15 protein-coding genes are annotated in these 23,818 nt (G+C 62.8%); 5 read left to right on the top strand and 10 right to left on the bottom strand.

Annotated elements, in window-relative coordinates:
* The first annotated feature begins 39 nt into the window (after positions 1-39).
* Complete coding sequence (locus tag AB3N21_RS05095) at positions 40-954, top strand: LysR substrate-binding domain-containing protein (protein WP_367934191.1); 915 nt, start codon at positions 40-42, stop codon at positions 952-954.
* A 58-nt stretch (positions 955-1,012) separates the two neighbouring features.
* On the opposite strand, the gene AB3N21_RS05090 is transcribed toward AB3N21_RS05095, so the two are convergent.
* The 3 genes from AB3N21_RS05090 to AB3N21_RS05080 all read right to left on the bottom strand — a co-directional run bounded on the left by AB3N21_RS05090 (position 1,013) and on the right by AB3N21_RS05080 (position 7,631).
* On the bottom strand, positions 1,013-2,317 hold the full coding sequence (locus AB3N21_RS05090; protein WP_367934190.1) for an HlyD family type I secretion periplasmic adaptor subunit: 1,305 nt from the start codon (positions 2,315-2,317) through the stop codon (positions 1,013-1,015).
* Positions 2,310-4,043, bottom strand: coding sequence for a type I secretion system permease/ATPase (locus tag AB3N21_RS05085; protein WP_367934189.1), 1,734 nt, complete (start codon positions 4,041-4,043; stop codon positions 2,310-2,312). The genes AB3N21_RS05090 and AB3N21_RS05085 overlap by 8 nt, the downstream gene beginning before the upstream one ends.
* Positions 4,044-4,109: 66 nt before the next feature.
* Complete coding sequence (locus AB3N21_RS05080) at positions 4,110-7,631, bottom strand: spondin domain-containing protein (protein ID WP_367934188.1); 3,522 nt, start codon at positions 7,629-7,631, stop codon at positions 4,110-4,112.
* A gap of 315 nt (positions 7,632-7,946) precedes the next feature.
* Between AB3N21_RS05080 and AB3N21_RS05075 the strand changes: the two genes are divergently transcribed.
* A complete protein-coding gene (locus AB3N21_RS05075; RefSeq protein ID WP_367934187.1) occupies positions 7,947-8,885 on the top strand; it encodes a LysR family transcriptional regulator in 939 nt (312 codons plus the stop codon).
* Between the two features lie 482 nt (positions 8,886-9,367).
* Positions 9,368-10,660 (top strand): serine--tRNA ligase, encoded by a 1,293-nt coding sequence (serS, locus tag AB3N21_RS05070; RefSeq protein WP_367934186.1) that lies wholly within the window; start codon positions 9,368-9,370, stop codon positions 10,658-10,660.
* A gap of 57 nt (positions 10,661-10,717) precedes the next feature.
* Here serS and AB3N21_RS05065 read toward each other — a convergent pair whose 3' ends face one another.
* The 5 genes from AB3N21_RS05065 to AB3N21_RS05045 form a co-directional block, all read right to left on the bottom strand.
* Positions 10,718-11,299 carry a helix-hairpin-helix domain-containing protein gene (locus AB3N21_RS05065; RefSeq protein ID WP_367934185.1) on the bottom strand — a complete coding sequence of 194 codons (582 nt, stop codon included), beginning with the start codon at positions 11,297-11,299 and terminating at the stop codon, positions 10,718-10,720.
* A 99-nt stretch (positions 11,300-11,398) separates the two neighbouring features.
* Complete coding sequence (locus tag AB3N21_RS05060) at positions 11,399-12,385, bottom strand: fatty acid desaturase (RefSeq protein WP_367934184.1); 987 nt, start codon at positions 12,383-12,385, stop codon at positions 11,399-11,401.
* Positions 12,386-12,546: 161 nt separating this feature from the next.
* Positions 12,547-13,995 carry a ribosome biogenesis GTPase Der gene (gene der / locus AB3N21_RS05055; RefSeq protein ID WP_367934183.1) on the bottom strand — a complete coding sequence of 483 codons (1,449 nt, stop codon included), beginning with the start codon at positions 13,993-13,995 and terminating at the stop codon, positions 12,547-12,549.
* 50 nt (positions 13,996-14,045) lie between these two features.
* Positions 14,046-15,365 (bottom strand): PQQ-binding-like beta-propeller repeat protein, encoded by a 1,320-nt coding sequence (locus tag AB3N21_RS05050; protein ID WP_367934182.1) that lies wholly within the window; start codon positions 15,363-15,365, stop codon positions 14,046-14,048.
* A 63-nt stretch (positions 15,366-15,428) separates the two neighbouring features.
* Positions 15,429-16,100, bottom strand: coding sequence for a hypothetical protein (locus tag AB3N21_RS05045; protein ID WP_367934181.1), 672 nt, complete (start codon positions 16,098-16,100; stop codon positions 15,429-15,431).
* Positions 16,101-16,324: 224 nt separating this feature from the next.
* Here AB3N21_RS05045 and AB3N21_RS05040 point away from each other — a divergent pair, with 224 nt between their 5' ends.
* A complete protein-coding gene (locus AB3N21_RS05040; protein ID WP_367934180.1) occupies positions 16,325-17,569 on the top strand; it encodes an efflux RND transporter periplasmic adaptor subunit in 1,245 nt (414 codons plus the stop codon).
* Positions 17,566-21,363: an efflux RND transporter permease subunit gene (locus tag AB3N21_RS05035; protein WP_367934179.1), complete on the top strand. Its 3,798-nt coding sequence runs from the start codon at positions 17,566-17,568 to the stop codon at positions 21,361-21,363. The genes AB3N21_RS05040 and AB3N21_RS05035 overlap by 4 nt, the downstream gene beginning before the upstream one ends.
* Positions 21,364-21,465: 102 nt before the next feature.
* Here AB3N21_RS05035 and AB3N21_RS05030 read toward each other — a convergent pair whose 3' ends face one another.
* Together AB3N21_RS05030 and AB3N21_RS05025 are read right to left on the bottom strand one after the other, a co-directional pair.
* Positions 21,466-21,789, bottom strand: coding sequence for a hypothetical protein (locus AB3N21_RS05030; protein WP_171173167.1), 324 nt, complete (start codon positions 21,787-21,789; stop codon positions 21,466-21,468).
* Between the two features lie 182 nt (positions 21,790-21,971).
* Positions 21,972-23,795: an ABC transporter ATP-binding protein/permease gene (locus AB3N21_RS05025; RefSeq protein WP_367934178.1), complete on the bottom strand. Its 1,824-nt coding sequence runs from the start codon at positions 23,793-23,795 to the stop codon at positions 21,972-21,974.
* Between the last annotated feature and the right edge of the window lie 23 nt (positions 23,796-23,818).

Raw genomic sequence — 23,818 nt, 5'->3', positions numbered from 1 at the left:
TTTATGGGCTTGAAGAAACCCGAGGGAAATCAAGGCGCCATGAATCTGAGTTTTCGCCAGCTGCAGGCCTTTCGCGAGGTGATGCGCACCGGGTCGGTCTCGGACGCGGCGCGAATCCTCGCCCGCACGCAGCCTGCGGTCAGCGCCCTTATCGCCAATCTCGAGGCCGAGCTGGGCATCGCCCTGTTCCGCCGCCAGCGCGGCAAGATGGTGCCGACGCCCGAGGCGCGGTACTTCATCGGTGAGGCCGAGGCGATCCTGGACCGGCTGGCGCTCTCCACCCGCACCATGCACGAGATCGGCACCATGTCGCAGGGGCGGCTGAACATCGCCTGTATGCCCGCCGCCGCGCTGGTGGTGATGCCGCAGCTGATCGCCGGGTTCCTGAAGGACAAGCCGGACGTGAAAGTGTCGCTGATGATGCGCGCCTCATCGGTGATCGAGGAATGGATCGCCTCGCAGCAATACGACATCGGAGTGACCGAGACCCCCGCCGTCTCCAAGGCCACGCTGAGCGAGGATTTCGAGATGGCCTGCGTCTGCGCCCTGCCCGCTTCGGACCCGCTGGCGGCACAGGCACAGATCACCGCCAGCGATCTGGACAACGCCCCGATGGCAGCGCTCCCCGAGGGGCATCCGAACCTGATCGACACCCAGGCCGCGTTCAAGGCACAGGGCGCGCGGTTCAACCAGCGGTTCGAGCTGCGGAATTTCCACCCGGCGATGTCGCTGGTGGAAAACGGGTTGTGTTATTGCGTCTGCGATCCAATCACCGCGGCCGGCCATATCGAGGCACTGGGCGGGGAAAGCAGCATCGTCTTCCGCCCCTTCACCCCGCGTGTCGTGCTACAAGTGTCGATCCTACGCCCTGCCCACCGTCCCCCTTCGATTTTGGCGGATAGCTTCGCTCGGGTTCTCACCAAAGAAATCCGGCGCGTGCAGGCGTTGTTTTAAGACCGCCCCCTTCGCTCAGTGCTACTCGGTCGTCAGCCACGCAGTCCGAAACCCGACTTCATTCATCCCGGAACGTCCGCGAATACGCATTGTAAATCGGGCGGGTCAGATAGGACGCTACCCGGCGCTCACCCGTCGAAATCATCACGTCGGCGGGCATCCCGGGCACCAGGTGCAGATCGCCCAGCCGATCAAACTCAGCTGCCTCTATGGCAATTTCCGCGCTGTAATAGGGGATGTTCGTTGCCGGATCGGTCAGCGTATCGGCAGAAACAGTGGCGATCTTTCCCTGCAACTCAGGCACTTCGTTCAGGTTGAACGCAGTCAGACGCACCGTCGCATCCTGTCCGGTCGCAACCCGATCGATCTCCGTGACGGGAATGTTGGCCATCAAAACCGTATTCTCCTCAACCGGCACAATCTCCAGCAAGACCTGACCCGGCGCAACCACGCCGCCTTGTGTGTGAAAAGCCAGGTTCAGGATCTTCCCGTCCCGGGGCGCCACGATCCTGCTGCGCCGCAGACGGTCGTTCAGCGTGACACGCCGCTCACGCAACTCGCGCAATTGCTGATCGACCTCGGCAAGGTCCGCGGAAATCTGCTCTCGCCACGCGGCCTCGGCGCTGCTCAACTCGCTATCCACCTCAGCGATCTGCGACCACAGACTTTCGATCTGGGCGGCGTTTCCCGACAAGCCCGCCTCGATGTTCAGAATGTTCCGGCGCACCTCAAGCACGCGAGTAACCGGCAGCAATCCTTTCTGTTGCAACGGAGTTATCGATGCTAGCTCTTCTTGCGTCAGTTCCATATCCGCCTCCAGCGACAGGTTCTGACTGAGAAGGCCGTTGATCTGCGCCTCAAGCGCTTTTCTGCGGGCCTGCAACAGTTCGGTATTGGCCTGAGCCGAGGCCGCCCGGTTCGCAAACAACCTGCTTTCCGCCAGAATGATGTCTCCGGCGCCGTCAAGGGATGAAAGATTCGCCGTCGGGAACTCCGCCGGCTCCAGTTCGGCGGCAAGCCGGGCCTGACGAACCGCCAAGGTCGTAAGCTGGCTGGTCGCGGCATTGAGCTCGGCCTGATCCTGGGTCGTATCCAGCTCGATCAAGACCTGTCCTTGGACAACTCTCTCATCCTCCCGCACAAGAATTTCGGAAATAATACCACCCTCTAGGTGCTGAACCACTTGCCGGCTGGTCTCGAGCCCGACCATCCCCGGCGCGATCACTGCGCCGTCGATGCTGGTTTTCATGCTCCACGCAGCCAGCCCGCCCAGCAGTCCAACGCTTACGATCAGACCAAAGAACGTCCAGCCACCTGTGCGACCATTCGGAAGGGAATGGGATCTTGTCTTGTTCTCAGGCATCCTTCAGCTCCTCTTTGCTGACCGTTTCGGCCTTGCGGGCACGGTTCCGGGAGTAGGTGTTCAGCACGTCCTCGCGCGGGCCAAAGGCCGAAACCTGCCCCTTGTCCAGCACCAACACCTTATCGGCCAGCGCCAGCGCGCCTTGGCGATGCGCAATCAGGATCACGGTTTTGCCCGCCGACTTGAGCCGTTCGATCGTCATGTGCAACGCGGTCATGCCTGCGGCATCGAGATTGGCATTTGGTTCGTCCAACACCACGGCCGAGGGACTTTTGTAGAGCACGCGGGCCAGCCCGATCCGCTGCCGCTCACCGCCTGAAAGGGCGCTGCCGCCTTCTCCCAGCAAGGTGTCATAGGCATTCGGCAGGTTCAGGATCAGGTCGTGGACGTTGGCGCCCTTGGCGGCGGCAATAATGTCCTGATCTTCTGCATCTGCCTGAAACCGGGCGATGTTTTCGCGCACCGTGCCATCGAACAGCTCGACGGATTGTGGCAGATACCCGATTGCGTCGCGTAACTGGATCGCATTCCAATACGCGATATCGGCGCGGTCGATCCGTACATGCCCTCGTATCGCGGGCCACGCGCCGACGATCACCCGGGCCAACGTGGACTTGCCCGATCCGCTTGCCCCGATGACGGCTAGAACCTCGCCTGCCTTCAGAGACAGGCTGACGTTTTTCAGGATCGGAACCGTCCCACCCGGGGCGGCGGCGAACACCCCCTTCAGTTCGATATCGCCCTTGGGATGCGGGAGCTGGATGCTGCTTCCAACCACGGGATTGGTCGCCAGAAGCTTTTCAAGCCTCGCCCGGGCACCGGCGGCTGCCACGCATTGCCGCCAGCCTGAAATCGCCTGCTCAGCCGGGGCCAGCGCGCGGCCGACCAGAACCGAGGCGGCGATGATCGAGCCAGCACTCAGATCACCACCAATGGCCAGATAGGCGCCCAACCCAAGTACCACCGATTGCAGCAGCATACGGATGGTCCGCGACAACACCGAAAGATCGGAAACCAAATCGCTTGTCCGGCTCTGTTCGACCAACGCCTTGTTCTGCAACGCGCTCCAGCGGGAATAGAGATCGCCGCCCATGTTCATTGCGCTGATCACCTCGTGGTTGCGGGCGACGTCTGACATCAGGCGGGCGGCACGGTTTTGATCCTGTGACGCGCGTTTGACGCCCCGCTGGGACAGCGCGTTGTTCAGGATGGCGACGAAAACCAGAAAGATAACGCCCGCAAGGCCCGCATAGCCAAGATAGGGATGCAGGACATAAGCACACAGCAGATAGATCGGAGTCCAGGGCACATCGAACAGCACTGCTGGCGTCTGGCCCCCCATGAATTCGCGGATCGTGTTCAGATCGCGCATGGAATCCTGCCCCTTGGCCCCACCCTGGCTGGATGCCTGTGCAAGCTGCGCCGAAAAGACACGTTCCTGCAGCCGGTTGCCGATCCGGTTGCCAATTCGCATCAGCAACCGGGATCTGACCTGCGAGAGCAGTCCGAACACCGCGTAAAGCCCGATCATCAGCACGGACAGCCCGATCAAGGTCGGAACGCTGCCGCTGGGAAGGGCCCGGTCATAGACCAGGATCATGAACAACGGGCCGGTCAGCATCATCAGGTTGATGATCATGCTGAACGCGCCGACCGAAACCAAACCGGGAAGGCTGGCCCGGATGGCCCGGGCCACTTCGGAACGATGGGATGTTTCTGCAGGCATGGGTAGCTCCGTCGATGGAAACCAAAAGAGACAGCGGCAGGCATCGACCCGCCGCCGCCGGTTCGCTTAGACCAGAACGTTGTCCTCGTTCAGGTCTGCCACTTGGGTACCCAGCAGAGTGATCGAGCCCTCGTCCCCGAGGTCGATGACCACGTCGTTGCCCTGCTGCGAGATCGCTCCGGCCAGGTCGGCGAAGGTATCGAACTCGATATCCACCGCCGTCAGATCCACAACGTCACCGTTGGCGAAGGCTTCGAAGTCGGCGATGACGTCGTCACCGAAGTCGTCCTCGAACACAAAGGTGTCCGCCCCCCGGTTGCCTTCCAGGCGGTCGTTGCCGAACCCGCCATTGATGATGTCGTCACCGACCCCGGCACAGATGATGTCGTCGCCGGCGCCGCCTTCGATTTCATCATCTCCACGGCCACCTTCGATCCGGTCGGCACCGTCTCCGCCCTCGAGCAGGTCATCGCCGCGACCGCCCCGAAGCGCATCGGCACCTTCACCGCCGTCAAGGTTGTCGTCGCCGTTTCCGCCCGAAAGCTGGTCGTTGCCGTCCTCACCAAAGAGGTCGTCATCGCCGTTGCCGCCATTTACGACATCGTCACCACCACCGGCTTCGACTATGTCGTTGCCATTTCCGGCATTGATGGTTTCGGCCTCATCGCCACCTACGATATCGTCGTTGCCGTTGGTCACTTCAATTTCGACCTCAGGCTGCGGCGGTTCCGGGGCATCGGCAAAGACAAAGTTGCCTGCCTCCAACTCGTTGGGGGCCACGCCTTCCAGCGTGATCTGGTCCCCCTCGCCAAGGTCGATCACGGTGTTCTCGCCTTCCTGTCGGATGTTCAGGCCCTCGATCCCGGTGATGCCAAAGTCTGAGACATCCAGGAAATCGCCCGCCTCGGCCCCTGCGGTGAAGTCGGCCACGATGTCCGATCCGGTTCCACGACGGAACTGGAACGTGTCGCGCCCTGCGCCACCGGTGAGGTTGTCATCGTCGGCACCGCCGTCGATCACGTCGTCACCGCGGCCGCCGTCGATGATGTCCTCTCCGGCACCACCGAACAGTTCGTCATCTCCGCCTTCGGCAACATCGACCACGATGCGCAGCAACTGCTCACCACCGTCATTGCGGGTGAAATCGCCCTCGATCGGATCGACGATGGTGCCCGCAGCCGTGGTGCCGCCCAGGATGTTGACCGGAGTGCCGTCCGGGTTGCCTTCGGAGCCGTTGAACCCCTCGTGGCTGCGAACCACACCGTTTTCGGCGATGCCCTGATCGCGCGCGGTCTGGTTGATGAAGGCCGCATCCTCTTCGGTGTTGACCTCGGTGCCCGCATCCAGAACGTCGCTGCCAAAGCGTTCGATGACCAACGGACCGGCAAAATTGCCGTCCTCGTCAAACAGCGCATCGGTCAGCGGATCGTCAGGCGAAGCCAGGAAGGCATCGTTCGACGGGATCACCATGGTCGCCCAGGTGAAGTAGCCACGGCCCACCTGATCGGCGTTGACGTTTAGGGTGAAGCTGGCGCTTTCGCCCGGATCGATCGGGCCCGGGGCCCCGATGCCGCCGATGATGGTGGCGTCCACGCCGCCATCGCCAACCTCCTGGTTGAACTCGGCTGCGATACCTTCGACGCTGCCATCCTCGGCAATGCGTTCCAGACCACCGCTGGCCGCTTCACCATCGGTCCACAGGTCAAAGTTCTCGCCGTCGTGGAAACCGAACCAGACCGGCGTCAGGAAAGTACCGCCCTCGCCCAGCGTGTTGGTCACGGTCACGGTGATCGCCTCGCCATCGCCGATGGCATCACCGCGAATGACGTCGTTACCCGCGCCACCTTCGATGGTGTCGTTACCCGCACCACCGGCCAGCAGGTTGTCACCCTCGTCACCGGTCAGGTTGTCATCGTTGTCGGACCCGGTCAGATTCTCGATGTCGATCAGTGTGTCGGCCACTTCACCATTCGGCCCCTGGTAGGTCGCGGTGCCCGCTGACAGATCCGCAGTCACGGCCGAGCCGATGTCCTGGAAATCCGCCGTGTCGATGCCTCCGCCGCCGTCGACAGTGTCGGCGCCACCGCCGCCCTGCAGGACATCGTTGCCTTCGCCGCCTTCCAGCATGTCATTGCCGCCGCCCCCGACCAGAAGGTCGTCGCCTTCGTTACCGGTCAGGGTGTTGGCGCCACCGTCGCCGAACAGCTGGTCGTCATTGGCCGAGCCGTCGAGGTTTTCGAACCCGTCGAAATTCTCGAACACGGTGACATTCTCGTTCGGCGCATAAGCCGCGCTGCCCGAGCCCAGATCGGCCACCACTTCGGCACCGATATTGATGAAGCTGTTGGTGTCGACGCCTTCGCCACCGCTCAGCACATCGACACCGCCGCCACCGGCGATGAAGTCATCCCCGGCGCCGCCGTCGATGTCATTCGGAGCCGCGCCAAGGGCACGGATATCGTCATTGTTGGATGAACCGATGATGTTTTCGATGCCCGTGAACTGTTCCTCGATCAACGGGCCGTTCCCGCCACCGCCGTTATAGGATGCGGTACCGGTGCCGTCGGCATTCACCACCACGGTAACGCCCGCAATACTCGGATCCGCGGCGCCAAGGTTGATGTTCGCGAAATCGTTGGTGTCGATGCCTTCGCCGCCGTCGATAATGTCGACACCGCCGCCACCCGACAGGGTATCGTCGCCGGCACCGCCATTCAGCACGTCAGCACCGCCCAGACCGCTGAGCACATCGTCGCCATCATTCCCGTTCAGGACATTGGCATTGCCATCGCCCACCAGCACATCGGCGTCATTCGAACCTTCGACGTTTTCAATGCCGATCAGAGTGTCGGTCTCTACCACCTCATCAAAGACGTTGCCGTCTTCTTCCTGCGGGTTCAGACCGTTCACGTCACCACCCGCATCCTGCACGATATCCGTGATCACCGGACCGTTGATGCCAGCGGGCGCATTGTGCAAGTGAATGGCGCTGACACCCGCCACCGGCAACAGATCGGATGTGGCAAGACCGGTCACCGACAGATCCGAGCTGTAGGTCACGCTTTCGCCGTCCACGACGATCACAACAGTGCCTTCTCCGGTTGCCAGCGAGTCGCTTGCGCCATCCGGCTCCTGTGCTGCGTCGAGCGTGGCCACCAGCGTCAGGGTGCGAACACCGTTTTCCGTGGTCACATCCTGGGCCAACAACAACTGACCCCGGATCTCACCGCCGGGGAAATCATTTGTGTGAATGTTGTAATACAGGTTGCCGGCAGCGGCTTCGCTGACCAGCTCGGTGGGGCTTTGCTGTGTGGTCAGCGACGCCAGCGGCTGATCCTCGACCACAACCGAGAACCCGGTTTCGCGGGTTGCTGTGCCGGCAGCCAGATCCACTTCGACGGGGACGTCGATATCCGAATAAACGGCGGTGTCGATATCCGCGCCACCGTCCAGCGTGTCGTTGCCAAGACCTCCGGTCAGCACATCGTCACCAGCCAATCCCCGGATGACGTCATCACCGTCCGTTCCCACAAGCGGATCCGGCCCAGCGGTGCCGACGATGGGGTTCATATTGTTCTCATCGTTCATAGTTTTTGCCTCCAGTCACGCCGGCGCAGACCAATATGCGCGCCGGTCACGACTGAACCTGTGAAGGGACGGCAAAAGCTCAACGCATCAGAAATGAACCGCTGCGCCTCATGTCCAATTAAAGCTGAAAAGATATCCAACTATCTGTATATATTATAGAATTAGTTATTCTCACATCCGCACAACTAAAATTGAGTGGTATTGCAATCGGGCTATCGGTACCTGTTGAGGAGTATTTTCACCGCAATCGATACTGCCTGATCACGAGTGTCCGCCGCGATGCAAAAGGCCAAATCCATACGACCCGGGGCCCCGATGAGCCAGAACTGGGATCTGCTCCGGTTCTTTCTTGCCGTCGCCCGCGCCGGGAGCATCGCTGGCGCCGCCGAGCAACTGGCTGAAAGTTCGGCAACCGTCGGGCGCAAACTGCGTGAGCTGGAGGCAGAGCTTTCGGCCACCCTGTTTGACCGCAGTGTGTCCGGAGTCTCGCCCACCAGTTGCGGTCGCGCAATCCTGGATCATGCCGAACAGATCGAGCAGCAAATGCTGCTGATCAATGAAGCGATCTATGACGACGATGGTTTGCTGACAGGCACAGTCACGGTTGCGGCCCCAAGCGGGTTGGGTCAGACAATGCTGGCTCCCCGCCTGCGCGAGTTGCACAACACGCATCCGGGGTTGCAGATCAAACTGCTACTGTCCACGGCCAAAGTGAATCTACTCAACCGCGAGGCGGATATTGCCGTGCGTATCGGGCAACCCGGGCAAGAGCGGCTGGTGGGGCGCAAGCTAGGCTCGGTTGGGTTCGGCATCTATGCCTCGCGTCTCTATCTCGACGACATCAAACCGTTTGAGACCGTGAAGGATCTGGACGGTCACAATATCGTCGCGGCTTCGGGCGCGCTGGCGCAAACGGCCCAATGCCGGGAATTCGCCCTGCTCTCAGAACGCTGCAACGTGGCGCTGACCACCGACAGCCTTTTGGCACAACTTGAAGCCGTTAAAAGCGGACTTGGAATAGCCCCGTTCCCAAAATACCTTGCACAGGCGCACCCGGATCTGGTCGAGCTTCTGCCGGGACAGTTGCAGACCACGGCCGACCTCTGGATGCTAACCCATCCGGATATGCGCAACCTCGCGCGGATTCAGACGGTCCAGGAGTTCATTTTCCAGATCTGTCAGGAAAGACAGGCAACCAAAACCTTGCCGGCTTCGGGCATGAAGCCCGCCAGGCCCACCGCTGTCTCCGCCTGAGATCCCGTTCCTCGAACTTGTGAACGATGCCTTACCCCGTCGTTTGTCCATCCCAACTCCGGGCTGCGGCTCGAAGCGTTTTTTGCCCAGGATTGGGAGAACCCGGATTGAAATGGGCCACCGCCAAGCCATTCGCAGGCCTTGGTGGCAAGTGCTATTGTGGTTCAACTTCAGACAGATAAATCAGGCAAAGCGGCTTTTGGTTGATTTGCTCTGGATCCCGGTCCAGCTGCTGGTGATCCAGATGGCAAAATGATCTCGGCAGGACGAAAAAGAACCGCAGCATCACGGGCCGTTTCGTCCTTGTCGCATAAAGTCGACGTCAGTTTCAGAAAACTCGACGGCATTCATTTTTGGAGTCAACGCCTCCTGTCGCACGTGCCGGCATTCCACAGCTCCACTACAAACGGGTGGTTGTCACGCCCGGCAGAATTCGGTCTAAGGGCCGTGTTAGTACACGACCAATTCAAGGACTCAGAGCCATGCACGACATCCGCGCCATTCGCGAAAATCCTGCCGCCTTTGACGCCGCCCTTGCGCGGCGCGGGGATGCGCCGGTGTCGTCGTCGCTGTTGCAGTTGGATGAAGCGCGGCGCGCCAAGATTCTGGCCGCCGAAACCGCGCAGGCCGAGCAGAACAAGGCCGCCAAGGCCATCGGCGCCGCCAAGGCCAAGGGCGATGAGGCCGAGTTCGAGCGTCTGCGCGCCGAGGTAGCCGCGAAAAAGTCCGAAGTGGCGGCGATGCAGGCCGAGGCCAAGGAGTTGGACGCGCAGCTGACCGATCAGCTCGCGCGCATCGCCAACCTGCCCGCCGAGGACGTGCCTGAGGGCGCCGACGAGGATGACAATGTCGAGGTGAACCGCTGGGGCACGCCGCGCGAGTTCGCCTTTGCGCCGAAGGAGCATTACGAGATCGCCTCGGTTGCTGCGGCGATGGATTTCGAGACCGCTGCAAAGACCTCGGGCAGCCGTTTCGTGAACCTGAGCAAGGGCGTGGCGCGCATCCACCGGGCGCTGGCGCAGTTCATGCTGGACACGCATATCGACAAGAACGGGCTGACCGAAACCGCCACCCCGGTTCTGGTGCGTGACGAGGCGATGTACGGCACGGACAAACTGCCGAAATTCGGCGAGGACAGCTATCAGACCACCAATGGCTGGTGGCTGATCCCGACCTCGGAGGTGACGCTGACCTATTCGGTGGCGGGCGACATTCTGGACGAGGCCGCCCTGCCCATCCGCATGACCGCGCATACGGTCTGTTTCCGGTCCGAGGCGGGCAGCGCGGGCAAGGACACGGCGGGCATGCTGCGCCAGCACCAGTTCGAGAAGGTCGAGATGGTCTCGGTCACGCATCCGGAGAAATCGGATGAGGAACAGAAGCGGATGCTGCGCTGTGCCGAGGATCTGCTGGAGCAGATGGGTATCCCCTATCGCACCGTGGTGCTGTGCACCGGCGATATGGGGTTCGGTGCGCGGCGGACCTATGACATCGAGGCCTGGCTGCCGGGGCAGAACACCTATCGCGAAATCAGCTCGGTCTCAACCACCGGCGATTTCCAGGCCCGACGCATGAATGCGCGGTTTCGCCCCGAGGGCGGCGGCAAGCCGGAATACGTGCATACGCTGAACGGTTCGGGCCTGGCCGTGGGCCGCTGCCTGATCGCGGTTCTGGAGAACGGGCAGAACGAGGATGGTACCGTGTCGCTGCCCAAGGTACTGGGCCCGTACCTGGGCGGCAAACTGACACTGGGGCTGGACGGCACATTGGCATAAGAAAACCGGCGGCGGAGGACCCGGCGCCGGTTTGAGCAGGATGAAGGGCGAAGAAGTTTACTTCTTCGCTTTTTTCTTGTCCTTCTTGGCCTTGGCTTCCTTTTTGCTTTTTTTGTCTTTCTTGCCCTTGGCGTCTTTCTTTTTGCCGTCCTTCTTGGATTTCTTGTCCTTCTTGGACTTTTCCTTGATCTTTTCCTTGGCCTTTTTCACCTTGGCCTCGAATTCCTTTTTCTTCCGGGCAGCTTTTTCAGCCTTGGCCTTTGCTTTGGCCTTTTTCTTGGCCTTGGCTTCGGCTCGCTCCTTGGCCGCTTTTGTTTCAGCGGCCTCGATCTCGGCTTTGGACGGCGTTGCTGGTTTGGCCGCGTTGGCGCGGGCCGCGGCGGCGTTGACCTTACGGGTCACGGCCCGCGTGGTTGATTTGCGGGCCGGTTTGGCGGCGGGTTTCGGGGCCGATTTGGTTCCGGCCAGTTCCTGCGCCGCCGCGATCAGGCGTGGAGCGCGGGCGGTGCCGATGCGGGGAACCTGCACCAGTGTTTCGGGCGCGGCTTTGGCCAATGCGGTGGCGGTCTTGATGCCCAGGGCGATCAGGGCCTTGCCCAGCGTCGGGCCGACGCCTCGCACTTCGGTGACTGGTTTCATTACAGGTCCTTTCCTTGTCGTTGCCACGGTTCGGATGAGCGCGGAGGATTATGATCCATTTGATATGGACCCGATATGATTCACATCAAATGTCACAAATCAGCCGGTTTGCGGCACCCCTGCCCTGGATTGGGATTTCGGGAAGGGCACCAGCCGTTTTGCCTCTTCATCCCAGAGCTTGAGGTTCAGCGCCGCGACCGCCTCGGGGAACTTGATGCGGCGGGGGGTGCATTCGGGTGGCAGGTTGTAGTGGCAGGCGCGCAGCCGGTAGGACGGTATGCGGGCGTTGAAGTGGTGGATGTCGTGCAGGGTGATGCAGGCCACCGCCGTGTCGAACCACCAGCCGAAATCAAGCGCCGAGGAGCCCTGAAGCGCCGCCAGTTGCGGGTCGAGGTCGGGGCGGCGGTCCCAGTAGGTGTCCTCGAAATTATGCTGCAGATAGACGAGGAACACGCCGAGCATGCCGCCGAGGAAGGAGAAGGCGAGCCAGACCCAGATGCCGGTTGCGCCTGCGGCGAGGTAGAGCAGGCCCAGCATTACAACAATCAAGAGATTGTGCAGCAGCACGCCCCGGACGCCGAAACGGGCGGTGTTCTTGGGCCAGCGGTAGCGGATGAAATAGGTAAACAACGCACCCACCGGCACCAAGATGAACGGGTTGCGGTAGAGGCGATAGAATAGGCGCGTTCTCCAATCCGCTGTGGTCCATTCGCGCAGGGTCATTGTGTGAATCTCGCCGGTTTCGCGATGCTCCAGATTGCCGATGCCCGCGTGATGCAGGTTGTGGTTCTGCTTCATCACCTCGAAGGGGGCGAAGGTGAAGGGGGACAGGACGTGGCCCGCGATCTCGTTCTGGGTGCGGGTTTCGAACAGCGAATGGTGGCCGCAATCGTGTTGCAGCACGTAGAGGCGCACTGCCGCGAAGGCAAAGACCACGCCGGCGGGCAGCAGGATGTACCAGCGGTCCACATGGGTCACCGCCAGCCAAAGCGCGGTGAAATAGACCGCGAAGGTGCCGAAATAGCTGAGCGCGGCCAGCCGGTTGTCCTGCACGGCGTATTGCCTTGTGTAAGCTCTGAGATCCATACCACCCCTGTTCCCGGGCCGGGCCCAATGTCTCGTCAAAACCAGAACCGGCCCGCACGCGGACGGGCCACACGCGGAAATTGTCGCGTATGGGGAGATGCTAGCGTCAAAGGCGGGGCACTGTCACGCCCTGCGGCTGAAAGTGCTGCAAATTGGCGCGGTTACGCCTTTCCCTTGAGATGTTTGGCCAGCGCGCCCGCGTTTTTCCTGCGCCGACCCTTGTAGGGGTTCTTGTCGCCCTGTCCGCGCAGGGTCAGGCGGATAGGGGTGCCGGGCATGTCGAAATCCTCGCGCAGGCCGTTGACCAGATACCGCGAATAGCTGGCGGGCATCTTGTCGGGGTGTGAGCACATGACTACGAATCCGGGCGGGCGGGTTTTGGCCTGCGTCATGTAGCGCAGCTTGATGCGTTTGCCCTGCGGGGCTGGTGGCGGGTGCTGTTCCAGCATACCGGTCAGCCAGCGGTTCAGGGCGGCGGTGGGCACCCGGCGGTTCCAAACCTCATGCGCGCGCAGGATGGCGGCGTGCAGACGGTCGAGGCCCCTGCCCGTCTTGGCCGAGACCGTCACCAGCGGGGCGCCGCGCATCTGCGGCAGCAAGCGCTCGAAGGCCTCGCGCAGATCGCGCAGCTTTTCCTGCTTGTTCTCTTCGACGTCCCATTTGTTGACGGCGACCACGACGGCGCGGCCCTCACGCTCGGCCAGATCGGCGATGCGCAGGTCCTGCTGTTCGAAGGGGATGGCGGCGTCCAAGAGGACCACCACCACTTCGGCGAATTTGACCGCGCGCAGACCGTCGGAGATCGAGAGCTTTTCCAGCTTCTCCTGCACCTTGGCCTTTTTGCGCATGCCTGCGGTGTCGAAGATGCGCATGGGCGTGCCGCCCCAGTCGGTGCGCAAACTGATGGCATCGCGGGTGATGCCGGCCTCGGGGCCGGTCAGCAGGCGGTCCTCGCCCAGGATCTTGTTGATGAGCGTGGATTTGCCCGCGTTGGGGCGGCCCACGACGGCGACCTGAAGCGGTTTGGCGGCGGTGATGGCGGGACCCATGTCCTCGTCGCCCTCCTCCACCTCGACATCGGTTTCGGGGGTGTCCTGTCCGGCGGCCTCGTCGGCGGCATCCGCCAGCGGCATGAGATGGGTATAGAGGTCGTTCAGACCCTCGCCATGCTCGCCCGAAAGGCGGATGGGCTCGCCCAGACCCAGGCCGTAGGCCTCGATCACGCCGGCATCGGCTGCCGCGCCCTCGGCCTTGTTGGCGGCAAGGATCACGTGTTCGGAGCGTTTGCGCAAAATATCGGCAAACAGCTCGTCGGTCGGCGTCACTCCGGCGCGGGCGTCGATCAGGAACAGGCAGGCATCGGCCATCTCCACCGCGCGCTCGGTCAGACGGCGCATGCGGCCCTGCAGGCTGTCGTCGGTCGTATCCTCAAGCCCGGCGGTGTCGATCACAGTAAAGCGCAGATCGCCCAGACGCGCCTCGCCCTCGCGCAGGTCGCGCGTCACGCCGGGCTGGTCGTCGACCAGCGCCAGACGCTTGCCCACGAGGCGGTTGAACAGGGTGGATTTGCCCACATTGGGGCGCCCCACAATGGCGAGGGTCAGGGACATGGCACTTATCTTTGCAAAGACTCAGACGCGCCCTTTAGCGCATCTGGCCGTCAACGGAAAGCGTGCAGTTTGCCGTCGGTCGATACCACATAAAGCGTCTGGCCTGCCACGACCGGTCCGGTGGTGGCCCCGCCCGGCACCTCGACCCGGTTGACCAGCGTGCCGTCCTCGGGCGTGTAAAAGCGCAGATAGCCGTCATTGGAGGCGAGGATGACGCGACCACCGGCCACGATGGGGCCGTAATGGGCGAAGATCTCGCCGCGCTTGCGGGGCTTGTCCTTGACGAAACCGGATAGATCGCGGGCCCAGATCACGCTGCCGTCGGCGGCGCTGAGCCGGATCAACTGGCTGCGGTCGCTGACCAGAAATACGCTGTCGCCGGCGGGCCAGACCGGGCCCAGGGCGCCCTCGCCTGCGGTCCAGATGCGTTCGCCGGAAGCGGCGTCGAACGCGACGGTGCGCCCCGAGTGGTTGCCGATATAGAGCGAGTTCCCCGAGATCACCGGCGCGCCGGTCACGTCGCCGATGCGGGCTGCTGCCCGGCCCTTGCGCCCGCCGGTCACCGAAGCGTTCCAACGCCGGATGCCGCCACGGCGGAAGCTGGCGGTCACGTCGCCCGAGCCGAAGGCGAACACCACCAGATCCGAAGTCAGCGCCGGGGCCGGAGCGCCCAGCACGTTACCAACGCTGGGGGTGCCTTCGAGTTGCCAGGCGATGCGACCGTCCTTGGTGTTGACCGCCCAGCCGGTATCGTCGCCCGCTACTAGATAAAGCAGCCCGTCGCGGATCGTAGGCGTGCCGCTGCCGGTTGCGTTCAGCTTCTGCCGCCAGCGTACAGCACCAGTGCGCGCATCGAGCGCGGTCAGGCGCCCAAAGCCGGAGGACACAAAAAGTACACCGCCAGCATAAGCCATGCCGCCGCCAGTTGCTTCGGCCTCGCTCTCGCCCGGCGGGATCAGGTTTACACTCCAAGCCACGGCGCCCTGAGGAGTGACGGCAGAGACAGTAGCGGCGGAATCGAGCGTGTAGATCAGGCCACCGGCCACCACGGGATCGGCCGTGATGCGCTGCTTGCGCTCGTCACCGCTGCCGATCGGAACCGACCAGATCCGTTGCGGGTTGGTGCGCAGCGCCGGGTGCGCGGTGCGGAAATTCGGTGTGCCGATCCCCTGCTCCCAGCTGGCATTCGCGCTTTGCGCGGACAGGCGGATGGGTTTCGAGCCCGGGGCTTGCGCAGCGTCCTCAGCCACGGGGCGGATATCCTCGCGCTCGCCGGGCAGGATCACCTCGGACTCTTCGCAGGCGCTTAGTGTCATCAGCGTCAGGCCCATCAGCGTTAGCCCAAGGCGGGGGAAAATCGTGGTAACCATGGTAATCTGAACTCGCCTGTCGTCCTGTTGCTGCTATCGGCCCAACGCCGGGCCTGATCCCGCTTAGCCCTGTTGCCCCGGAAGGGGTTCGGGCGTCCCGCCCAGAGCCACAATCAACTGAGAGGCACGCTGTTGCAAGTCCACGCTTGCCTCGGCGTCCTGAATGATCGCCTGCAAACGGGTTAACGCGGCGTCGGCACCGCCTTCGGAAATGTCGATCAGGGCCAGTTGCTCCTCGGCCAGAAGGCGTAGCGGCGCGCCGGGCCGGGCCAGCGCCTCATACTGTTGACGGCGGTCGGCGGCGGGCAGGCTGTCGGATTGCAGCAGCAGCGCCTTGAAGGCCGCGATCTGGCGGTAGATTTCGGGCAGCTCGCCGTTTGTAGCGACCGAGTTCAGCGCCTCGACGGCGGTCTCGGGGTTGCCGGAATTGGATTGTGCCGCGGCGGTCAGCATCTGCACAACGGCTATCCCACCCGCGGACTCGGCCTCGATGCCGACCAGCTTGCCGGCCCGGGCCGCCTCATCGTTTTCGGCCAGCGCGGCGATGATCTTGTCGCCCAGATCCTCGGCCGCAGACCGTGCCTTGGCCTTTTGGTATTCGTTGAACGCGGCACCGCCGACGATGGCGATCACGGCCAGCGCACCGACCCAGCCCCAACGGCGCAGCAGCAGGAACATACGGTCGCGGCGGACCTCTTCGGTCACCTCTTCGATGAAACTGTCGGTGTCGCTCATCCCTGCCCCGGTCCTTTCCTGGCCATATCCGGCCCGTTCATACCCCGCCCCTTGCAACAAGCCAAGGGCTCAGAAACGGTCATTTTCGTGGCGCTTGCGTTGGCAGATTAAAAAAAATATTCTGAACTGGTCAGTTCAGAGTGGACAAGTCCGGCATAAGACCCCATCTGAGGGCGTATGCATCAAAGCGTTCAATACCAAGACGATTCCGAAAGAGGCACAAGATGCGATTGATTCCCATTGTCACTGCGTTTCTGGTGATCACTGCCTTGTATCTTCTTGTTTTCGAGCGCGAGGCATTGCTTGCCTTTGCCCGGGGCGAGGCTGCGGCCGCGCAACCGGTCGACGCTGAAGCGACGGATGCGGCAAGCGAAGCGGTGGCCGAGGCTGCGGAAAACGCCGTGGGTGTGGTTGCCCTGCGCTCGGTCGCGCGTGAGATTGACAGCGCGGTGGTGTTGCGCGGCCAGACCAAGGCAGTGCGCCAGGTCGAGGTGCGTGCCGAGACCACGTCGACGGTGATTTCCGAACCCAAGCGCAAGGGTGTATTCGTCGAAGCCGGTGATCTGCTGTGCGAACTGGATGCCGGCACCCGCCATGCGGCGCTGGCCGAGACCCGCGCCCGCAAGATCGAAGCCGAAAGCCGCATCCCCGAGGCCGAGGCCCGCCTGGATGAGGCGCGCGCGCGGCTGGCCGAGGCCGAGATCAACAACACCGCCGCCCGCAAGCTGTCGGAAACCGGATATGCGTCGGAAACGCGCCGTATCTCGACCGAGGCCGCGATGCGCGCCGCCGAGGCCGGGATCAAGTCGGCGGAGGCCGGGCTGGAAACCACCCGCGCCGGGATCGAGGCCGCGACCGCAACCGTTGCGGCAGCCGAACGCGAGATCGACCGTCTGACCATCGAGGCTCCGTTTCAGGGTCTGCTGGAAAGCGATACCGCCGAACTGGGCAGCCTGATGCAGCCCGGCGGGCTGTGCGCCACCGTGATCCAGCTGGATCCGATCAAGCTGGTGGGATTTGTGCCCGAGACCGAGGTGAACCGCATCACCGTCGGCGCCATGGCCGGAGCGGAATTGGTGACCGGATTGCAGGTGCAGGGCCGAGTGACGTTCCTGAGCCGCTCGGCGGATGAGACCACCCGCACCTTCGAGGTGGAGATCACCGTGCCGAACCCCGAACTGCTGATCCGTGACGGGCAGACCGCGACCATCCAGATCTCAGCCGAGGGCGCCAAGGCGCATCTGCTGCCGCAATCGGCGCTGACGCTCAACAACGAAGGTCAACTGGGTGTGCGCATTGTCGGCGCGAACAATGTGGTCGATTTTCTGTCGGTCCAACTGCTGCGCGACTCAGCTGACGGCGTGTGGATCGGCGGTCTGCCAGAAACTGCGGATGTGATCGTCGTCGGTCAGGAATTCGTGACCAAAGGCGTGGCGGTTGCCCCGACCTATCAGGAGGTTTCGCAATGATAGGTGTCGTTGGCTGGGCCGCTGACCGGGCCCGGATGGTTCTGGCCTTCATCGCGATATCGCTGATTGTCGGCGGTTTCGCCTATGTCAATCTGCCCAAGGAAGGGGAGCCGGATATTGAAATTCCGGCTCTTTTTGTCTCGGTCCAGTTCCCCGGCATTTCGGCTGAAGACAGCGAAAGCCTGCTGGTCAAACCGATGGAAACCGAGCTCGCCGATCTGGACGGGCTGAAAGAGATGACCTCGACCGCCGCCGAAGGCTATGCCGGGGTGGCGCTGGAGTTCGAGTTCGGCTGGGACAAGACCGCGATCACCGCCGATGTGCGCGACGCCATGAACAGCGCGCAGGCCGAGTTCCCGGAAGGGGCCGAGCAGTACACGCTGACCGAGATCAACTTCTCGGAATTCCCGATCGTTATCGTCAGCCTAAGCGGCGCAGTGCCTGAACGGACAATGGCGCGGATTGCCAAGGATCTGCAGGACGACATCGAAGCGCTGGACGCGGTGCTGGAGGCCGGGATCGCGGGCAATCGCGACGAGATGCTTGAGGTTGTGATCGACCCGTTGCGGCTGGAAGCCTATAACGTGACTGCAGCCGAACTGATCACCGTTGTGCAAAACAACAACCAGCTTATTGCCGCGGGCGAGGTCGAGACCGCGCAGGGCACGTTCTCGGTCAAGATCCCGTCGTCGTTCAAGACCGCACGCGATGTCTATGAACTGCCGATCAAGGTGAATGGCGACCGGGTGGTGACGCTGGGTGAACTGGCCCAGATCAACTATACCTTCGAGGACCGCGAAGGCTCGGCCCGGTTCAACGGTGAAAACACCGTTGCCCTGCAAGTGGTCAAGCGCAAGGGTTACAACCTGATCGACACGGTCGAGCTGATCAAGGCCACTGTGGCCGAAGCGCAGGACAGCTGGCCGACCGAGCTGCAATCCGCCGTGCTGGTGGATACCTCGAACGATCAGAGCCGTATTGTGGATTCCATGGTCCGGCAGCTTGAGGGCTCGGTTCTGACGGCGATTGCGCTGGTGATGATCGTGGTGCTGGGCGCGCTCGGCAGCCGCGCCGCGCTGCTCGTCGGGTTCGCGATTCCGACCTCGTTCTTACTGTGTTTCGTGCTGCTTGCGCTTATGGGGATCAGCATTTCGAACATCGTGATGTTCGGTCTGATCCTGGCGGTGGGGATGCTGGTGGACGGCGCCATCGTGGTGGTCGAATACGCCGACAAGCGTATCAAGGATGGCATCGGGCCGATGCACGCTTATGTCGAGGCGGCACAGCGGATGTTCTGGCCCATCGTGTCGTCGACGGCAACCACGCTCTGTGCCTTTCTGCCGATGCTGTTCTGGCCCGGGGTGCCGGGCGAGTTCATGGGCATGCTGCCGGTGACCCTCATCTTCGTTCTGTCAGCCTCGCTGGTTGTAGCGCTGATCTATCTGCCGGTGATGGGCGGGGTATCGGGCCGCATGAGCCGTATTCTCGACCGCATATCACACTGGTTGCGGATGCGCACGCCTTGGTGGGTACGCGTGGCGCTGGTGCCGCCATCGCTCTATCTGCTGTTTGTCGGCGCGATGCAGATGCTGAACCCGGCCTACGTTCTGCCCGAAGGGACCGGCGGCGGCGCCGGTCTGGTTACCGGGGTTCTCATTTTCCTTTTGGGCGCGTTTGCGGGCTCGGTCACTCTGGGTGCCGCGCGCATCGAGCGCGAGACCACACGGGTCGAGCGCAGCAGCAGCCACACGCCCTTTGGTCACGTAATTCAGTTCATCGCGGGCAATCCGATCATGCCGATTGTCTCGATTGCCCTCGTTGCCGGGGCGGTGATGTTCACTGTGATGACGTTCCAGGAGAACAACCGGGGCGTCGAATTCTTCGTTGAAAGCGAACCGGAACAGGCGACCACCTATGTGAGGGCGCGCGGCAACCTATCGCTGCACGAAAAGGATGAGCTGGTCCAGCAGGTCGAGGACATCATCAGCGCCCACCCTGCGGTCATCAACGTCTTCTCCTTTGCCGGCGAAGGCGGGTTGGCCACCGGCGGTCCCTCGAACCAGGGCGCACCCGCCGATACCGTCGGGCAGGTTCAGTTCGAGATCATTCCGTGGGAGGAACGCCCTCATGCGAATGAACCGTTGGACGGCTGGATCGGCGGGCTCATGTCGCGCTGGCTGGGGTTCGAGAAAGAGATCATCGACCCCAACTTCGACGGTGATTTCGTCATCGACGAGTTGAATGCCGAACTGGTCAAGTTGCCCGGTATCGTCGCCGAGGTTTCCGCGTTGGAACAGGGGCCGGGCTCGGGCAAGCCGGTGCATCTGCGGGTCAAGGGCGACGGTTGGGAAGACCTGACACTGGCGGCAGAAACTGCGCGGACGCAGTTCGAGGCGACGCCGGGCCTGATCAAGATCGAGGATTCCCTGCCTCTGCCCGGCATCGACTGGCAGATCGACGTGGATGTGGCAAATGCGGGCCGTTTCGGCGCCGATGTGGCCACGGTGGGGGCGATGGTACAACTGGTTACTCGCGGCATCCTACTGGGCGAGATGCGGCCCGAGGGCAGCGATGACGAGATTGAGATTCGCGTCCGCCTGCCCGAGCAGGAACGGGTGCTGAGCACGCTCGACATCATCAAGGTGCGCACCCCAGACGGGCTGGTGCCGCTGTCGAACTTCGTCACTCGCAAGCCGGTGGCCAAGCTGGCCTCGATCAGCCGTGTGGATCAGAAACGGTACTATGACATCAAGGCTGATGTTGAGCCGGGACTGATCAAGGTCACGGCGCCCGATGCCGACGGGAACGCAACCACACTGGCTCTGGTCAAGGAACTGCCCGAGGGATCGGGTGCAGCCGGTGAGATCGTGGATGAGACCGGTGGCGTCCGGTATGCCCTGTTCGAACTGGTCGACGCTGCGTCAACCGATGCTGTGCAGGACGCGTTTGACGGCGGCGATGCCAAGACCGCGCCGGTCAATCCCAATGAACGCATCGCCGTGCTCACCGAATGGCTGAACACCGATCCGCTGCCCAAGCCCATCGACTGGCTGTGGACCGGCGATCAGGAAGAGCAGGAGGAATCCGGGGCCTTCCTGCAAAGTGCATTCATGGGCGCGCTGGGGCTGATGTTCATCATCTTGCTGGCGCAGTTCAACAGCTTCTACAACTCGGTGCTGGTATTGCTGGCAGTGGTGCTGTCCACCACCGGCGTTCTGATTGGGATGCTGGTGATGAACCAGCCGTTCTCGATCATCATGACCGGCACTGGCATCGTGGCGCTTGCGGGCATCGTGGTGAACAACAACATCGTTCTGATCGACACCTATCAGGAATACAGCCGCTACATGCCCCGGATCGAGGCCATCGTGCGCACCGCAGAGGCGCGCATCCGCCCGGTGCTGCTGACCACGGTGACGACCATGGCCGGCCTGACCCCGATGATGTTCGGCCTGTCGCTGGATTTCATCGGCGGCGGCTATTCCATCGACAGCCCCACGGCGCTGTGGTGGAAGCAGCTGGCGACGGCGGTGGTGTTTGGCCTAGGCATCGCGACGGTGCTGACGCTGGTTGTGACGCCCTCATTCCTGGCGCTTCGGGTCTGGACCACGACCTATATCATCTGGGCCGGGCGCGCACTGGCGCGGCTCACTGCCGGCCGCTCCAGCCGCATTGCGCGCGACATGGTGCTGAGCCGCACCGCGCGCAAGCTGCAGTCCACCGAAATCCTCTGGGATGAGGGCCCCAAGCCCAAGGCCGAAACCCCATCCGCCCCGCTCAAGGCGGCGGAGTGATACCATCAGCGGGCCTTGCGCGGCCCGCTGCTTCTTCTTGCTGCAAATACGCATTCGCGCTCTATGCCACAGGCGCAAGCGATGCAGAGCCGTGTACCTGCGTCAGTCAGTGAACGTGTACCCACCAAGTTCGCAGAGGTTCAGGCCGAAATCCTCGACCGACGTGCCATCGGCAAAACCGCCGCGCAGGTCGTAGACGCAAGTGGTCAGACCGTCGGCAATCACCACACCGGCTTCATATCCGGGGGCGAGGTAGCCGCCGTCGAGCAGGTTCTCCTCCCAATCATCCGAGGACGCCGGAGAGACGTTGAACTCCACCAGATCCTCGCTGCTTTCATTGGCAAGCAGGAATTCCAGGTCCTCGGCATGGGCGGCGGTCAACGACAGCAGCATGGCCACGGCAGGCGCTGCGAGAAATCTCTTCATCCGATATGTCCTTTCGATTGGTCGGGTCATGAAAGCCCCTGCCCGTGGCAGATGAGCGGACCTCGAAATGACCGGAGGAACGGCACGGGGTCAATACCCGCAGGCTGTGTTTTCGCAACAAATTCGCGCCTTGCGGGCGCGAGCCTCCGGCGGGAGTATCTGAGGCAAGAGGAAGGTAGGCGTCAGGCCGCCTCGGCATCGGATTGCTGGCGGCGCCAGAGCTGGGCGTAGCGGCCATCGCGGGCGAGCAATTCGTCATGGGTGCCCTGCTCGACGATCTCGCCGCGCTCCAGCACCACGATCCGGTCGGCCTCGGCGATGGTGCTCAGGCGGTGGGCGATGGTGATCACCGTGCGCCCCTCGCCTGCGCGGGCCAGCGCATCCTTGATCTCCTGCTCGGTCTCGGTGTCGAGCGCCGAGGTCGCCTCATCCAGCAGCAGGATCGGCGGGTTTTTCAGCAGGGTACGAGCGATGCCAACGCGCTGTTTCTCGCCGCCCGAGAGTTTCAGGCCGCGCTCGCCCACCTTGGTGTCGTAGCCCTCGGGCAGCGTGGCGATGAAGTCGTGGATCTGGGCCGCGCGGGCGGCCTCTTCGACCTCAGTCTGCGATGCGCCCTCGCGCCCATAGGCGATGTTGTAACGGATGGTGTCGTTGAACAGCACCGTGTCCTGCGGCACCACACCGATGGCGGCGTGCAGGCTGTTCTGGGTGACGTCGCGCACATCCTGCCCGTCGATCCTGAGCGCGCCGCCGGTCACGTCGTAGAACCGAAACAGCAGCCGCCCGACAGTGGACTTGCCCGACCCGGTAGCGCCGACGATGGCCACGGTCTGCCCGGCGGGCACGGTCAGCGACACACCCTTGAGAATCTCGCGGTCGGCCTCGTAACCAAAATGCACATCCTCCAGCGTGATCTCGCCGCCCCCGACCTGCAGCGCGGGCGCGCCGGGGCGTTCCTGCACCTCGGAGGGCTGTTCGAGCAGCCGGAACATCTCACCCATATCCACCAGCGACTGGCGGATTTCGCGGTAGACGGTGCCGAGGAAATTGAGCGGCACGGTGATCTGGATCATGTAGGCGTTTACCATCACGAAATCGCCCACCGTCAGGGTGCCGTCCTGGACCCCGAGCGCGGCCAAAACCATCACTCCGACAAGGCCGCAGGTGATCAGGAAGGACTGACCGAAATTCAGGAAGGCCAGTGAGTAGGCGGTTTTCAGCGCCGCCTGCGCATAAGCCTTCATCGAGCTGTCGTATCGTTGAGCTTCGCGGTCTTCAGCGTTGAAATACTTGACGGTTTCAAAATTGAGCAGGCTGTCGATGGCGCGCTGGTTGGCCTCGGCATCCTGATCGTTCATCTCGCGACGCAGCTTCACCCGCCATTCGGTGACCGCGAAGGTGAACCAGATATAGACGGCGATGGTGACCGCCACGATCACCAGGTACCAGACGTCGAAAAGCCACATCAGGATGATCGCGACCAGCGCCAGTTCCAGGATCAGCGGCCCGATGGAGAAGAGCAAAAAGCGCAGCAGGAACTCGACGCCTTTAACCCCGCGCTCGATGATGCGGCTGAGACCGCCAGTGCGGCGGGTGATGTGATAGCGCATCGACAGGCGGTGGATGTGCTGGAAGGTCTCCAGCGCCAGCGCCCGCAGCGCCCGCTGACCCACCGGCGCAAAGGCCGCGTCGCGCAGTTGCTGGAACCCCACGGTCATCATCCGCGCCACGCCATAGGCCACGGTCAGCCCCACCGCGCCCAGCGCCAGCGGCGGCACGCCTTCGCCCGCCAACCCGTCCACCGCGCCCTTGTAGAGGATCGGGGTATAGACCGCGATCAGCTTGGCCAGCACCAAAAGCCCCATGGCCAGCACCACCCGACGTTTGACCCAAGGCTCATCCGCGGGCCAGAGATAGGGCGCCACCTTGCGGATGGTGCGCCAGCCCGAGCGGCGTTCGTCGAGATGGGGCATGTCGTCGGAATGCATCGGGGTCAATCGCCTCATCACGTATCTTGCCTGCGGTCAGA

The sequence above is a fragment of the Ruegeria sp. genome (assembly GCF_040830605.1).
Taxonomy (GTDB): Bacteria; Pseudomonadota; Alphaproteobacteria; order Rhodobacterales; family Rhodobacteraceae; genus Ruegeria.
This window is presented reverse-complemented; position numbering and strand designations above follow the sequence as displayed.

Excerpts from the sequence above, each read along its gene's own strand:
- AB3N21_RS05045 (WP_367934181.1), bottom strand. The coding sequence starts at position 16,100 with ATGAGCGACACCGACAGTTTCATCGAAGAGGTGACCGAAGAGGTCCGC.
- AB3N21_RS05030 (WP_171173167.1), bottom strand. The coding sequence starts at position 21,789 with ATGAAGAGATTTCTCGCAGCGCCTGCCGTGGCCATGCTGCTGTCGTTG.
- AB3N21_RS05090 (WP_367934190.1), bottom strand. The coding sequence starts at position 2,317 with ATGCCTGAGAACAAGACAAGATCCCATTCCCTTCCGAATGGTCGCACA.
- serS (WP_367934186.1), top strand. The coding sequence starts at position 9,368 with ATGCACGACATCCGCGCCATTCGCGAAAATCCTGCCGCCTTTGACGCC.
- der (WP_367934183.1), bottom strand. The coding sequence starts at position 13,995 with ATGTCCCTGACCCTCGCCATTGTGGGGCGCCCCAATGTGGGCAAATCC.
- AB3N21_RS05085 (WP_367934189.1), bottom strand. The coding sequence starts at position 4,043 with ATGCCTGCAGAAACATCCCATCGTTCCGAAGTGGCCCGGGCCATCCGG.
- AB3N21_RS05075 (WP_367934187.1), top strand. The coding sequence starts at position 7,947 with ATGAGCCAGAACTGGGATCTGCTCCGGTTCTTTCTTGCCGTCGCCCGC.
- AB3N21_RS05080 (WP_367934188.1), bottom strand. The coding sequence starts at position 7,631 with ATGAACGATGAGAACAATATGAACCCCATCGTCGGCACCGCTGGGCCG.
- AB3N21_RS05060 (WP_367934184.1), bottom strand. The coding sequence starts at position 12,385 with ATGGATCTCAGAGCTTACACAAGGCAATACGCCGTGCAGGACAACCGG.
- AB3N21_RS05050 (WP_367934182.1), bottom strand. The coding sequence starts at position 15,365 with ATGGTTACCACGATTTTCCCCCGCCTTGGGCTAACGCTGATGGGCCTG.
- AB3N21_RS05025 (WP_367934178.1), bottom strand. The coding sequence starts at position 23,795 with ATGAGGCGATTGACCCCGATGCATTCCGACGACATGCCCCATCTCGAC.
- AB3N21_RS05065 (WP_367934185.1), bottom strand. The coding sequence starts at position 11,299 with ATGAAACCAGTCACCGAAGTGCGAGGCGTCGGCCCGACGCTGGGCAAG.
- AB3N21_RS05035 (WP_367934179.1), top strand. The coding sequence starts at position 17,566 with ATGATAGGTGTCGTTGGCTGGGCCGCTGACCGGGCCCGGATGGTTCTG.
- AB3N21_RS05040 (WP_367934180.1), top strand. The coding sequence starts at position 16,325 with ATGCGATTGATTCCCATTGTCACTGCGTTTCTGGTGATCACTGCCTTG.
- AB3N21_RS05095 (WP_367934191.1), top strand. The coding sequence starts at position 40 with ATGAATCTGAGTTTTCGCCAGCTGCAGGCCTTTCGCGAGGTGATGCGC.